The sequence below is a fragment of the Streptomyces sp. ATLC9 genome (assembly GCF_057196705.1).
Window position 1 is genome coordinate 1 of the sequence record NZ_JBXUOY010000144.1, and the last position, 13,189, is coordinate 13,189.

The following is a 13,189-nucleotide window of genomic DNA, read 5'->3' on the forward strand; positions in this document are numbered from 1 at the left end:
GTGGGGCGGCCCGCCCCCCCTCCGCGCGGGGCCGAAGGCCCCGGAACGCTCGGGGGACTCGGGGGACTCCGGGTGGTACGCCGGGGGTTCCGGGAGCGGGGGCGCCCCGGACGGCCCGTACGTGCCGAGGTCTCCGTACGCGCCGTACGGCTCGCCGTGGAGTTCACAGGAGGGCCGGTGGGCGTCGTACGGGTCCCGCTCGTACCCCGGTCCGCCGTACCCCCGGCCGCCGTACCCCCACGAGTCCCGCGGCCGGTGCGGCTCCCACGGCTGCTGATGCGGCGGTGGCGCGGAGGGGTACGCGTACTCGTACTGCTGGATCCCCTGCGGATGGCTCACGACGTACTCCCAAGCGGTCCTGGTGGCGGGCCGGGACCCTAGCGGAGCATCCGTCGCTCCACCAAGTCGTACGACTACTCTGTGTCGCGAAAGCGGGCCACCGCGCCGCGTGCCCGCCGCCGCACGCCTGTCAGTAGCCGAACGCGCGGGCCGTGTTGGCCGCGACGTGCTCCGCGAGCGCGTCCTCGTCCAGCCCCTTGACCTCGGCCATCGCACGCAGTGTGTACGGGATCATGTACGGCGCGTTGGGGAACCCGCGGTACGGGGCGGGGGTGAGGAACGGCGCGTCGGTCTCCACCAGCAGCAGCTCCGGAGGGGCGGCGGCCAGCGCCTCGCGCAGCGGCCGCGCGTTCTTGAAGGTGACGTTGCCGGCGAAGGACATGAACCAGCCGTTCGCGGCGCACACCTCGGCCATCGCGGCGTCGCCGGAGAAGCAGTGGAAGACCGTCCGCTCGGGTGCGCCCTCCTCCTCCAGGACGCGCAGCACGTCCTCGTGGGCGTCCCGGTCGTGGATCACCAGGGCCTTGCCCAGCAGCTTGGCGGTCTCGATGTGGCGGCGGAAGGAGTACCGCTGGGCCTCCCGGCCCTCCTCGCCCGTGCGGAAGTGGTCCAGGCCGCTCTCGCCGACGGCCAGCACCTCCGGCCGCGCGGCCAGCTCGGCGATCTCCTCCAGGGCGGCGTCCAGCGCCTTCCGGCCCCCCTCCCGCTCCAGCCGCGGCGCCTCGTTGGGGTGCAGGGCGACGGCGGCCCACACCGTGTCGTGCTCGGCGGCGACCCGCGCCGACCAGCGTGAGCGCTCCAGGTCGCAGCCGACCTGCACCAGGGTCGTCACGCCGACCGCCGCGGCCGCGGCGACGGTCCGCGCGACCGTGGCGTCCTGCATGTCGATGTGGGTGTGCGAGTCGGCGACCGGCACGTTCAGCGGCACGGGCGGCGGTGCGGGCCGCGCGGACTTCTCCATGCCCGCGATCCTAGTGCCGCGTCGGTCAGGGTTTGCCCGGTGGCGAGGCGCCCCGGCGCGTGCGATCGCCGGACGGCCGGAAGCCGCATGCGGTCGGTCCTGCCCCGGCTTCCGGCCGGCGCGGCCCCGGGGCGCCCACCCGGGCAGGCGCCCCGCGTCACCTCCGCGGCAGGGCCTGCTCCGCCTCGTACACCCGGCCCGCCCGCATGATCCGCACCACGTGCGACTCGCAGTTCGGGCAGACCGGGCGCGTCAGCGGCGACGGCACCTGCCCGCCGTCCGCCGGATCGTGGCAGGTGACGAAGGGCTGCCCGTCGCGATCGGTGTGGTGCCGTATCTCATGGGCCCGCTCCCAGCCGTGGCCGCAGCGCAGGCAGGCGAAGGAGTACTCCTCGCGGGCGGTCGCGTCCCTGGGGTCCATGGGATCCTCCTCCTGGTGCTCCTTCCTACCAGTGGACTCCTTCCCGCCCGGAAATGCACGCATCCGTCCGCTTCCGCCCCTTCCCCGCGGCGCCCGCTCACCGCCCGGCTACCTCAGCCCGCTTCCGCGTTCTTCGCCGCGACCACCGCGTCGAACACCTTCCGCTTGGGCAGTCCCGCCTCCCGCGCCACCTCCGCGATGGCCTCCTTGCGGCGCTCCCCGGCGGCCTCGCGCACCGCCACCCGGCGCACCAGCTCGGCGGGGTCCACCGCGCCGGGCGCCTCGGCGGGCGCGCCCTCGACCACGACGGTGATCTCGCCCCGCACGCCCTCCTCCGCCCAGGCGGCCAGTTCGCCCAGCGTGCCGCGCCGCACCTCCTCGTAGGTCTTGGTCAGCTCCCGGCACACCGCGGCCCGGCGGTCGGCCCCGAAGGCCTCGGCCATGGCGGCCAGCGCGGCGGCAAGCCGGTGGGGGGCCTCGAAGTAGACCAGCGTGCGGCGCTCCCCGGCGGCCTCGCGCAGCCGCGCCAGGCGCTCGCCGGTCCTGCGCGGCGGGAAGCCCTCGAAGCAGAACCGGTCCACCGGAAGCCCCGACAGCGCCAGCGCGGTCAGCACGGCGGACGGCCCGGGCACGGCCGTGACCCTGATCCCGCGCTCGACGGCGGCGGCCACCAGCCGATAGCCGGGGTCGGAGACCGACGGCATCCCCGCGTCCGTGACCAGCAGCACCCGGGAGCCCTCCGACAGCGCGTCGGCCAGCTCCGGGGTGCGCGCGGCCTCGTTGCCCTCGAAGTACGACACCACCCGGCCGGAGATCCGCACCTCCAGCGCCTGGGTGAGCCGCCGCAGCCGCCGGGTGTCCTCGGCGGCGACGATGTCGGCCCCCTCCAGCTCGGCCGCCAGCCGGGGCGGTGCGTCGGCGGTGTCGCCGATGGGTGTGCCTGCCAGTACCAGTGTTCCGCTCACCCCGCCATCCTCGCAGCTCCGGCGGGGGCCGGGGCCTGCGCGGCGCCTCCCGGCCCCCGGTGCGCGGCGCCGCGCGGGAGGGCCGTTCCCTACGATGGCCCGCGTGACCAGTGACACCGCGACTCAGGCCCGGCACGGGGAGCCCGCCGGGGAGCGGACCCCGGCGTGGCGCGGGCGGCTGCGGCGCTACGGATACGCCCCGCCGCCCCGGGCGGGCACGAGGGAGCGGCTGGTGCCGCCGTACCCGGAACCCGGCCGCGGCCGGGTGTGGGGGCTGTTCGGGCTGGACGGGGAAGACGCGAGGCTGCTGGGCCGCCGGTCGGCGTGGGGCGGCCCGGTCCTCGTCGCGCTCCTCGCCGGCCTCCTGCGCTTCTGGAACCTCGGCTCGCCGCACGCGGTGATATTCGACGAGACCTACTACGCCAAGGACGCCTGGGCCCTGTACCGGCTCGGCTACGAGGGCACCTGGCCCGAGGGGGCCAACGACACGATCCTCGGTGACCCCGCGGCGGCTCCGCTGAGCGAGGCCGCCGCGTACGTGGTGCACCCGCCCGTGGGCAAGTGGGTCATCGCCCTGGGTGAGGCGGCGTTCGGCCTGACGCCGTTCGGCTGGCGCTTCATGATGGCGGTGCTCGGCACGCTGTCGGTGCTGATGGTCTGCCGGATCGGACGGCGGCTGCTGCGCTCCACCGCCCTGGGCTGCCTGGCGGGACTGCTGCTGGCCGTGGACGGCCTGCACCTGGTGATGAGCCGCACCGCGCTGCTCGACCTGGTGCTGATGTTCTTCGTGCTGGCGGCCTTCGGATGCCTGTTGATCGACCGTGACCGCGTACGTGCCCGGCTCGCCGCGGCCCTGCCGCCGGACGGGCGGCCCGACGCGGACACCGGCGACCGGCTGGCCCTGGGCGCGCGCCCCTGGCGGCTGGCCGCCGGGGTCTGCCTGGGACTGGCCTGCGCGACCAAGTGGAGCGGCCTGTACGTCCTGGCCGCCTTCGGGATCCTGACGATCCTGTGGGACGTCGCCTCCCGGCGCACCGCCGGGGCCCGGCACCCCCGCCTGTCGGTGCTGCGCCGGGACGCGGCCCCCGCCTTCCTCTCCCTGGTGCCGGTCGCGGTCGCCGTCTACGTGGCCTCCTGGGCCAGCTGGTTCGCCGGCCGGGACGGCTACTTCCGCACCTGGGCGGAGGGCCGCCGGGGGCTGTCGCCGGAGTCGCTGCCCGTCCCCCTCACCGGCCTGAAGCTGCCCCTGCCCCAGTTCGACATGACCTGGGTCCCGGCGCCGCTGCGCAGCCTGTGGCACTACGAGAGCGAGGTCTACAGCTTCCACGTGGGGCTGACCTCCGAGCACACCTACCAGTCCCACCCCTGGAGCTGGCTGGTGACCGCCCGCCCGGTGTCGTACTTCTACGAGTCCTCCGAGAGGGGCGAGAACGGCTGCGCGGCGGAGGGCGGCTGCGCCCGCGAGGTGCTCGCGCTGGGCACCCCGCTGCTGTGGTGGGCGGCCTGTTTCGCGCTGTTGTACTGCCTGTACCGCTGGGTGCTGCGGCGCGACTGGCGCGCGGGCGCGATCCTGTGCGGGGTGGCCGCCGGCTGGCTGCCGTGGTTCCTGTACCAGGAGCGCACGATCTTCTACTTCTACGCGGTCGTCTTCGTGCCGTTCCTGTGCCTGGCGCTGGCGATGACGATCGGCGCGGTCCTCGGGCCGCCCGGCTGCGCGGAGCGGCGGCGGGCGGCGGGCGCGGTGGCCGCGGGCGTGCTCGTCCTGCTGATCGTGTGGAACTTCGTCTACTTCCACCCGCTCTACACCGGGGTGCAGATCCCCAAGGAGGCCTGGCAGTCCCGTATGTGGCTGGACACCTGGATCTGACTTCCGGGCCGGGGCCGCGGAGGCGGCGACTCCGGTGCGGAACCACCGAAAGACGGCGGCCGCCCGCCGGTGAGACCGGCGGGCGGCGTTCCGAGGCGGTGCGACGCTGGGCGTCAGCCGCTTCAGTGCTTCTTGACGGCGTTCTTGTTCTTGTTCTCGTTCTCGCCTTCCTGCTTCTGGCCCTGACCCTGCTCGGTCTCCTGGCCCTGACCCTGCTTGGTCTCCTGGCCCTGACCCTGGCCCTGGATCTGCTCCTGCTTCGGGGCGACGTGGATGTCGGAGTCCTTCTCGACCTTCACGACCTTCTTGATCTCGACCTCCTCCTTGGAGTTCCGGGAGCAGTCGAGGTTGTTGATGTCGCTGGAGAGGATCGGGAGGTTGACGACCTCCAGGTTCGGGCACGGCAGAATCTGCGCGCTGTTCTCGAACTTGGCCTCACCGGCGTGGGCGCTGGCGGCCCCACCCGCGATGGCCATGGCGGCGGCGAAAGAAACGACGAGCGTCTTCTTCAGCATCATGCTGTCTTGTCTCCTTGACGAGAGAAGGAAGGTTCCGGTGTCCTCGGCCGCCGCCGAGCGGCCGGATAACCGGTTTCCGGATGGCGGCCGGAGATCGGCCGGTTCACCGGAGAGGCGGGAGTTGCCCCCACGTCGGCGACATTAACCCAATGAATCCCCGATTGCGCGCCTACGTGTTTCTGCGTGTCCCGTGGAAAGTGACCCCGGGCTGCGGGCTTCTGGGCCTCTACCTGGTCTTATGCGCCACTACTGCGCCAAGCGGGTGTTTTGTTGGCTGCATTCCGCGAGTGTGTCACGCAAAGCTGAAAGGCCGCCCCGGAGTGCCGGGGCGGCCTTTCAGGGGTGTCGCCGGAGATCCGGCGATCCCGTTCAGTCCCTGAAGGAGTCGTAGGCGGAGATCTTGGTCGACTCCACGTGGGTGATGGAGCAGTCGAGGTTGTTGGTGTCCGCCGACGCGACCGGGGCGTTCGCCAGCTCCAGGTTGACGCAGGGAAGGATCCGCACGTCGTTCCTGAACTTGGCGCCCCCCTCGGCGTGAGAAACGCCGGCCCCGCTGATCACCAGGGCGGCGGCGGAAAGTGCGGCGGCGGCGGTCCGCTTCATCTTCATGGCATGTACCTCCAATGTACGAAGCCGCTTCACGGGCTTGCGTGCTTAATAGTAGGAACTGGTGGGCCCGGTGCGGTGCAACCTTTGCCGCGCGCCGCGAATATTTTTCGCGCGGACCGTGCCACGGGCCCGCGCCGCCGGCTGCGGCGCGGGCCCGTGACGTTAATTGCCGGAAGGAGGATCGGCCTTCTGCTTCGCAGTGACAACGACGATGGGGGATGTTGGTTGTGCTTCCACAGGAGTGACTGGGGCGGCGTCGGGTCCATGTGAGGTCAATCGAAGTCATTTCTTCGGTGTTTATCTTAGGAAAAGCATACTAATTATTCCCGTGGTGCGGGGAAAGCCCGCCGCCTTTTCCCGGAGCCCGCCGTACTCCGGTCCGGACGCCTGGCCCCGGCCCGTGTCGTCCACGCGGCACTAGGGTTCTTCGCACGGGCCCCGGCGGTGCCGGTCCGGGGCAGGGGCGGAGATTCGGGAGACTCATGCGTGACGGTCGGAAGGTGGCGGTGATCGGAGCGGTCCTCACCGCCGTGGTCGGAGCCGCCGGGTTCGGGGCGTACACCCTGGTCGGCGACAGCGGCGCGGCCGGCGGCAGGGCCGGCGAACCGTCGGCCGGTACGGGCCCGCCCTCGGCGGAGGAGGTCCGCGAGACCGCCGGGAGGTTCCTGAAGGCCTGGCAGGAGGGGAAGGCCGGCGAGGCCGCCGCGCTGACCGACGACGAGACCGCCGCCACCGAGGCCCTGACCGGTTTCCGGAAGGACCTCCGGGCCTCGGACCTGCGTCTGGAACCGGGCGCCGCCGCGGGCGCCGATGTCCCGTTCACCGTGACGGCCGAGGTGGAGTACGACAAGGAGGACGGGCCCGCCTCCTGGACGTACGAGTCGGAGCTGACGGTCGTACACGAGGACGGGAGCGGCGAGCCCGTCGTCGACTGGGAGGCGTCCGTCCTCCACCCCGCGCTCACCGGCGGGCAGCGGCTGGAGACCGCCGAGGCCGGGACCCCGCCCATCAGGGCCCTGGACCGCAACGGCGCCGAGCTGACGGCCGAGGAGTACCCCGAACTGGCCGCGACCCTGGCCGACCTGCGCAAGCGCTTCGGCGGCAGGACCGGTGGAAAGCCCGGTCTCCAGGTCCGGATCGTCGACGCCGCCGGCAAGGGGGTCAAGACGCTCGAGCAGCTCGACGAGGGCACTCCGGGCGAGCTGAGGACCACGCTGGACGCCAGGATGCAGAAGGCCGCCGTCCGGGCCGTCGCGGGCAGGCCCAAGGCATCCGTCGTCGCCCTGAAGGCCAGCACCGGCGAGATCCTGGCGTTCGCCAACACCCCGGCACAGGGCTTCAACACCGCCCTCAGGGGCTCCCTCGCCCCCGGCTCCACGATGAAGATCGTCACCGCGTCGATGCTCATCGAGAAGGGCCTGGCCTCCAGCGCGAAGCAGCACCCCTGCCCGAAGTACTTCGAGTACGGCGGCTGGCCCTTCCACAACCTCGACAAGTTCGAGATCGACGGCGGCACCTTCGCGCAGTCCTTCGCCGCCTCCTGCAACACCGCCTTCATCAGCCGGGCCGGGAAGCTGTCGGACGACGACCTCACCGAGCAGGCCCGCGACGTCTTCGGCATCGGGCTGAACTGGCAGGTCGGCACCACCACCTTCGACGGCTCCGTGCCCGTGCAGTCCGACGCGCCGATGGCCGCCTCGCTGATCGGGCAGGGCGGGGTCAGGGCGAACCCGCTGATCATGGCCTCGGTGTCGGCGACGGTGAAAAGCGGCGCCTTCCACCAGCCGTACATCGTCTCGCCCGAGGTGGACGGCCGCAGCCTGGCCAAGGCCCCGCGCACCCTCTCCCCGGACGTCTCGCGGGAACTGCGCTCGCTGATGCGGCTGACGGCCACCAGCGGCTCGGCGGCCGAGGCGATGGCCGGAGCCGGCGGCGACATCGGCGCGAAGACCGGCTCGGCCGAGGTGGACGGCCAGGAGAAGCCCAACGCCTGGTTCACCGCCTACCGGGGCGACGTGGCCGCCGCGGCGGTCGTCCTCTCCTCCGGCCACGGCGGCAAGAACGCGGGCCCGGTCGTCCGCCGGGTGCTCGACTCCGCCGGCTGACCCCGGCATCCGGCACCCCGTACGGCCCGAGCGGAAGGCACCGCGCGGGCCGTACCCGCCGCGGGAGGAGGCCCGGAGGGGCCCGGTGAGGGCGTGGCCCCTGAACCCCGTGTGACGGACATCTCTCCGTAGCCGTTGCGAAACGGTACGGTACGGCCCCGAAAGGCACGGCCGGTCCCGCGCTCGGCCCCGGCCCGGAACGGCCCGTCGCACTGGGCCGGCGGTCCCGCGGGAGGCGCACGCGGTGGTGTGCGGGCCGTGGCGGCGGGAGGGCGGCCGGGAGCGCGGGCACCCGGGCGTCGACCAGTGCCGCATGCAGTTGTCCTACCTGGGCTTCCGGCCAACGCGGCGAGCGTGCGTGCCAGGGCGGCGAGCGGGGTGAACCCTGGCTGACGCGGCACTAGGCTGAGAGGCTGACCAGCCCACCCGAAGACCACACCAGCCCGGCGCGCCGGGCAGCGGGAGCCCCATGGCCACGAACCTCGTCAATCTGGAAGCCGTCGGCAAGGTGTACGGCACCCGTGCGCTGCTGGACGGCGTCTCCCTCGGCGTCAGCGAGGGGGACCGGATCGGCGTCGTCGGGCGCAACGGCGACGGCAAGACCACCCTCGTGCGCATCCTGGCGAAGCTGGAGCCCGCCGACGACGGCCGGGTCACCCATGCCGGCGGGCTGCGGCTGGGAGTGCTCACCCAGCACGACTCGCTCGACCCGGCCGCCACCGTCCGGCACGAGGTCATCGGCGACATGGCCGACCACGAGTGGGCCGGGAACGCCCGCGTCCGCGACATCCTCACCGGGCTCTTCGGCGGCCTGGACATGCCCGGCTTCCCGCAGGGCCTGGACACCGTCATCGGCCCGCTGTCCGGCGGCGAGCGGCGGCGTATCGCGCTGGCGAAGCTGCTCATCGCCGAGCAGGACCTGATCGTGCTGGACGAGCCCACCAACCACCTCGACGTCGAGGGCATCGCCTGGCTCGCCGGGCACCTGCGCGCCCGGCGCTCGGCGCTGGTCTGCGTCACCCACGACCGCTGGTTCCTGGACCAGGTGTGCACGCGGATGTGGGACGTGCAGCGCGGCACCGTCCACGAGTACGAGGGCGGATACAGCGACTACGTCTTCGCCCGCGCCGAGCGCGAGCGCATCGCGGCCACCGAGGAGGCCAAGCGGCAGAACCTGGTCCGCAAGGAGCTGGCCTGGCTGCGGCGCGGCGCCCCCGCCCGCACCAGCAAGCCCCGCTTCCGGGTCGAGGCCGCCAACGAGCTGATCGCCGACGTGCCGCCGCCGCGCGACAGCGCCGAGCTGATGAAGTTCGCGAACTCCCGGCTGGGCAGGACCGTCTTCGACCTGGAGGACGTGACCGTGCAGGCCGGGCCCAAGGTGCTGCTCAAACACCTGACCTGGCAGCTCGGCCCCGGCGACCGGATCGGCCTGGTCGGCGTCAACGGCGCCGGCAAGACCTCGCTGCTGCGGGCGCTGGCGGACGCCGCGTACAGCGGCGGCGAGAAGCAGCCGGCGGCCGGCCGGATCAAGGTCGGCAGGACGGTGCGGCTGGCCTACCTCTCCCAGGAGGTCGCCGAACTCGACCCCGCCTGGCGTGTGCTGGAGGCCGTGGAACGGATCCGCTCGCGCGTGGACCTGGGCAAGGGGCGCGAGATGAGCGCCTCCCAGCTGTGCGAGCGCTTCGGCTTCGGCAAGGACAAGCAGTGGACGCCCGTCGGGGACCTCTCCGGCGGCGAGCGCCGCAGGCTCCAGCTGCTGCGGCTGCTGATGGACGAGCCGAACGTGCTGTTCATGGACGAGCCGACCAACGACCTGGACATCGAGACCCTGACCCAGCTCGAGGACCTGCTCGACGGCTGGCCCGGCTCGCTGGTCGTCATCTCCCACGACCGCTACTTCGTGGAGCGGACCACGGACCGGGTGCACGCGCTGCTGGGTGACGGCACGCTGCGGATGCTGCCGCGCGGGCTGGAGGAGTATCTGGAGCGCCGCGAGCGGCTGCGCCGGGCGACCGCCGCGCCCGGCGCCCCGGCCGCGGCCCCGGCGGGGGAGGCGGCCCGGCCCGCCGACAGGCCCGCGGCCAAGTCCGCCGCCCTCTCGCGCGCGGCGCAGAAGGAGTTGCAGCGCATCGAGCGCAGGCTGGAGCGGATCGAGGAGCGCCAGGCGGTGCTGCACGCCGAGATGGCCGAGCACGCCACCGACTTCGAGAAGGTCGCCGGGCTCGACGCCGAACTGCGCGAACTCTCCGGGGAACGGGACGAGTTGGAGACGCGCTGGCTGGAACTGGCCGAGGAGGGCTGACCGGAACCGGCGGGGGACGGCGCGGGAGACACCGGCGGCCGGTGACGGCCGGGTCGCGGGCCGGTCCCGCCTGATGGCCCGGAGCGGGAACCGGAGGCTGCGTTCCGGGTGTCCGATGATAGAAAGATCTTCCTTCCGACCATCGGTGCCAAGGGCCGACAACAGCCGAGAAGTGGCGGGCCATGTCCGATTCGCCCTGCCCCACGGGGGGCGAGGGGCTGGGCAACCGGTCCGCGCGTGAATGAGGAAACCCATGTCGCAGCCGCCTCCGCCGCCAAGTCAGCCGCCGTCCGGTGGCTTCGGTCCGCCCCCGGAGCAGCCGGACGACCGGCCGGAACAGCCCGAGCAGTCCGGGAAGCAGGAGCAGCCGGAGGAGGCGGAGCGGGAACAGCCCCCGCCTCCTCCGGCCCCGCTGTCCAAGTCGCCGCGGGCCCCGGCGGACCAGCAGGACCGGCCGGGGCAGTCGTTCCAGCCGGGCCAGCCGCAGCAGATGCCTCCGGGCCCGCCGTCGTACGGCTATCCGCAGCAGCCCGGTCAGTTCGGCCAGGCACCGCAGTTCCCGCCCGGTCAGCCGCCGTCGTACGGCTATCCGCAGCAGCCCGGCCAGGTGCCGTACGGCCAGCCTCCCGTGTACGGGCAGGCCCCCGCCTACGGCCAGGCCCCCGCCTACGGCCAGTACCCGGCGCAGCCCATGTACGGCGGCGGCGCGCAGCCGCCCGGCGGCGGTGGCAGGAACGCCAGGATCCTGGCCGTCGTCGCCGCGGTCGTCGCGGTCCTGCTCGTGGCGGGCGGCGGTGTCTGGTTCCTGGCCAAGGACGACGGCGGCACCGAGGCCGGGAAGGGCGACAAGGGCACCACCCGGGGCACCGACGGCGACTCCGGTGGCTCCGGCGACTCCGGTGGCTCCGGCGCGGAGAAGGGCCTGATCGACGCCGAGCTCGCCTGGACGGTCGACCCGCCCGAGGTGGACAAGCAGGACATCATCGCGGAGACGCCCGGCACGTGGTTCGTGGGCGGGAACATCGTCAAGACCACGACGAGTTCCACCACGGCCTACGAGATGAAGACCGGCAAGGTGGCGTGGTCCATCGACATGCCCCGCCCCAAGGACTGCACCGCCGCCTTCGAGATGTCCGAGAACAGGACCGTGGTCCAGTACGGCCGGCGCTGCGAGTTCGTCATGGGCATCGACCTGGCCGCGGGCAAGAAGCTGTGGAACAAGGAGCTGCCGTCCAAGCGAGACGGCTCCTCGGAGTTCGGCTACACGGAGATGGCCGTCAGCGGTGACATCGCCGCGGCGGCCTGGATCGGCAACGCCGTCGGTTACGACCTGCCGACCGGCAAGGAACTGTGGCAGCAGGAGGAGGGAGCCGAGTGCAGGGACCGCGGCTACTCCGGTGGCGGCCAGCTCGTCGCCAAGCTGGAGTGCGGCTTCGGCGGTTCGCAGAAGGTCCAGGGAGTGGGTCCGGGCGGCAAGAAGAAGTGGCAGTGGGACGTCCCCGACGGCATCGAGGTCCGCAAGGTCCTGTCCACCGATCCCCTGGTCCTCGGCGTCAACGCCGGCGGTGAGTCCAGTATCGACATCACCGATGTGATGATCCTCTCGGACAGTGGCAAGCTCCAGGACAAGATCTCCATCAACAAGGAGCGCCACGACATGGGCTGCCGGGGCATCACGCTCAGCAACTGCCCCGGCACGGTGGTGGACGGCGAGACCATGTACATCTCCTCGAAGCCGCACCAGGGCGGCGGATACGGGCAGACCAGCGAGATCATCGCCTTCGACCTCACCACCGGGAAGCCGAAGTGGCTGGGGGAGCCGACCTCGGGCGGCCGGGTCGTCCCGATCGCCGTGGAGGACGGCTCGCTGCTCGCCTACGAGCTGCCCGGCCATGACAAGCCGGGGCAGGTCGTCACGCTCGCCCCGGGGACCGGCGAGCCGTCCCCGCGGATGAAGCTGCCGGCGAGTGGGGTGAGGAAGGAGTACGACATGGCCACCGGTTCCGATGTGCACCCGTTCTGGAAAGACGGCCACTTCTTCCTGGTGAACCACAGGTTCTACGCCTCGGCCGGTCTGAGCGACATGGCGATAGCCGCCTACAACTGAGGTTCCGCGGCTCTTTTCCGGCCTCTCCCGCCGGCCCGCCGCCGGCGCCCCGGCCCCGCGCCCCTCCCCGTGGGGGGACGCGGGGCCGCTCGCGTGGGTCCGCGGGAGTTCCCGCGGGTTCTTGCCGGAAGGGACGCGGGATGCCGGGGGAGCGTGTAGCTTCCGTGGGCAAGACGGAGCCGGGCGGCTCGGAGGGCCGTACGGGGCACGGCCCGGCCCTGCCCCGGTACGGGGCCGGCGGAACGACAGGGGTGTAGATGACCGTGCGGCTCATGGTGGTCGACGACCACCGTCTGCACGCCGAGGCGCTCGCCTCGGCGCTGAAGTTGCGCGGGCACCGGGTGCTCGCGGCCGCCGCGCCGGCCGCGGGGGCGGCGGAACTGGTGGTCAGCAGGGCTCCCGAGGTGTGCCTGTGGGGCACGGCCTCGCCCGCCGAGCCCGGGACGTTCGCCCCCGTGGCCAGGATCAGGCGGGAACGGCCGCAGACCGCCGTGGTGGTGCTGGGCCCGGTACCCAGCCCGCGGGGGATAGCGGCGGCGTTCGCGGCGGGAGCGTCGGGCTACATACGGAACGACGAGCGGATCGAGGGTGTCGAGCGCGGCATGGTCAGGGCGAGGGCCGGAGAGGCGGCGGTGGCGCCGCAGTTGCTGCGGGGCGCTTTCGCGGAACTGCTCAACCCGAGGGCCGAGCCGGACGACGAGGGCGTCAGGCTGCTGCGGATGCTCACCCCGCGCGAGGCGGAGGTGCTGGTGCGGGTGGCGGAGGGGGAGGACACCCGGGCGATCGCGGTGGGCATGGGGATCGCGCCCAGCACGGCCCGTACCCATGTGCAGCGGGTGCTGATGAAGCTCGGGGTCGGCTCCCGGCTGGAGGCGGCGGCGCTGGCGGCCCGCACCGGGCTGCTGGACCGGGCGGCCGGTTCCCGGGCCGGCGGGCACAGCGGCGCGGAACGGGGTGGGGAACAGGGTGCGGGGCCGGGCTGACGCGCCCGGCCC

The 13,189-nt window shown here is 72.9% G+C and carries 10 protein-coding genes and 1 pseudogene; 5 read left to right on the forward strand and 6 right to left on the reverse strand.

What is annotated here, in order from left to right; translation table 11 throughout:
* The 4 genes and pseudogenes from AC2CJA_RS15905 to rsmI form a co-directional block, all read right to left on the reverse strand.
* Positions 1-339, reverse strand: a pseudogene (locus tag AC2CJA_RS15905) (hypothetical protein); the annotation flags it as partial.
* A gap of 130 nt (positions 340-469) precedes the next feature.
* Positions 470-1,300 carry a TatD family hydrolase gene (locus tag AC2CJA_RS15910; protein WP_484603362.1) on the reverse strand — a complete coding sequence of 277 codons (831 nt, stop codon included), beginning with the start codon at positions 1,298-1,300 and terminating at the stop codon, positions 470-472.
* 157 nt (positions 1,301-1,457) lie between these two features.
* Entirely contained in the window at positions 1,458-1,721 is a 264-nt protein-coding gene (locus tag AC2CJA_RS15915) for a hypothetical protein (protein ID WP_484603363.1), read from the reverse strand.
* A 113-nt stretch (positions 1,722-1,834) separates the two neighbouring features.
* Positions 1,835-2,686: a 16S rRNA (cytidine(1402)-2'-O)-methyltransferase gene (gene rsmI / locus AC2CJA_RS15920; protein ID WP_484603364.1), complete on the reverse strand. Its 852-nt coding sequence runs from the start codon at positions 2,684-2,686 to the stop codon at positions 1,835-1,837.
* A 94-nt stretch (positions 2,687-2,780) separates the two neighbouring features.
* On the opposite strand from rsmI, the gene AC2CJA_RS15925 reads away from it, so the two are divergent.
* The gene (locus AC2CJA_RS15925; RefSeq protein WP_484603365.1) at positions 2,781-4,553 is read left to right on the forward strand and encodes a dolichyl-phosphate-mannose--protein mannosyltransferase; all 1,773 of its coding nucleotides are present in this window, start codon (positions 2,781-2,783) and stop codon (positions 4,551-4,553) included.
* Between the two features lie 122 nt (positions 4,554-4,675).
* Here AC2CJA_RS15925 and AC2CJA_RS15930 read toward each other — a convergent pair whose 3' ends face one another.
* The gene (locus tag AC2CJA_RS15930; protein WP_484603366.1) at positions 4,676-5,071 is read right to left on the reverse strand and encodes a hypothetical protein; all 396 of its coding nucleotides are present in this window, start codon (positions 5,069-5,071) and stop codon (positions 4,676-4,678) included.
* A 369-nt stretch (positions 5,072-5,440) separates the two neighbouring features.
* Complete coding sequence (locus AC2CJA_RS15935) at positions 5,441-5,680, reverse strand: hypothetical protein (protein ID WP_484603367.1); 240 nt, start codon at positions 5,678-5,680, stop codon at positions 5,441-5,443.
* A 482-nt stretch (positions 5,681-6,162) separates the two neighbouring features.
* On the opposite strand from AC2CJA_RS15935, the gene AC2CJA_RS15940 reads away from it, so the two are divergent.
* The 4 genes from AC2CJA_RS15940 to AC2CJA_RS15955 all read left to right on the forward strand — a co-directional run bounded on the left by AC2CJA_RS15940 (position 6,163) and on the right by AC2CJA_RS15955 (position 13,177).
* Entirely contained in the window at positions 6,163-7,785 is a 1,623-nt protein-coding gene (locus AC2CJA_RS15940; protein ID WP_484603368.1) for a penicillin-binding transpeptidase domain-containing protein, read from the forward strand.
* A gap of 469 nt (positions 7,786-8,254) precedes the next feature.
* Positions 8,255-10,087, forward strand: a complete 1,833-nt coding sequence (locus AC2CJA_RS15945; RefSeq protein WP_484603369.1) for an ABC-F family ATP-binding cassette domain-containing protein — start codon at positions 8,255-8,257, stop codon at positions 10,085-10,087.
* Positions 10,088-10,340: 253 nt separating this feature from the next.
* On the forward strand, positions 10,341-12,194 hold the full coding sequence (locus AC2CJA_RS15950) for an outer membrane protein assembly factor BamB family protein (protein ID WP_484603370.1): 1,854 nt from the start codon (positions 10,341-10,343) through the stop codon (positions 12,192-12,194).
* A gap of 257 nt (positions 12,195-12,451) precedes the next feature.
* Positions 12,452-13,177 carry a response regulator transcription factor gene (locus AC2CJA_RS15955; RefSeq protein WP_484603371.1) on the forward strand — a complete coding sequence of 242 codons (726 nt, stop codon included), beginning with the start codon at positions 12,452-12,454 and terminating at the stop codon, positions 13,175-13,177.
* The last annotated feature ends 12 nt before the right edge of the window (positions 13,178-13,189 follow it).

Bases quoted from the DNA above. Each gene is read 5' to 3' on its own strand.
- AC2CJA_RS15915 (WP_484603363.1), bottom strand. From the start codon at position 1,721: ATGGACCCCAGGGACGCGACCGCCCGCGAGGAGTACTCCTTCGCCTGC.
- AC2CJA_RS15950 (WP_484603370.1), top strand. From the start codon at position 10,341: ATGTCGCAGCCGCCTCCGCCGCCAAGTCAGCCGCCGTCCGGTGGCTTC.
- AC2CJA_RS15945 (WP_484603369.1), top strand. From the start codon at position 8,255: ATGGCCACGAACCTCGTCAATCTGGAAGCCGTCGGCAAGGTGTACGGC.
- AC2CJA_RS15940 (WP_484603368.1), top strand. From the start codon at position 6,163: ATGCGTGACGGTCGGAAGGTGGCGGTGATCGGAGCGGTCCTCACCGCC.
- AC2CJA_RS15930 (WP_484603366.1), bottom strand. From the start codon at position 5,071: ATGATGCTGAAGAAGACGCTCGTCGTTTCTTTCGCCGCCGCCATGGCC.
- AC2CJA_RS15910 (WP_484603362.1), bottom strand. From the start codon at position 1,300: ATGGAGAAGTCCGCGCGGCCCGCACCGCCGCCCGTGCCGCTGAACGTG.
- AC2CJA_RS15955 (WP_484603371.1), top strand. From the start codon at position 12,452: ATGACCGTGCGGCTCATGGTGGTCGACGACCACCGTCTGCACGCCGAG.
- AC2CJA_RS15935 (WP_484603367.1), bottom strand. From the start codon at position 5,680: ATGAAGATGAAGCGGACCGCCGCCGCCGCACTTTCCGCCGCCGCCCTG.
- AC2CJA_RS15925 (WP_484603365.1), top strand. From the start codon at position 2,781: ATGGCCCGCGTGACCAGTGACACCGCGACTCAGGCCCGGCACGGGGAG.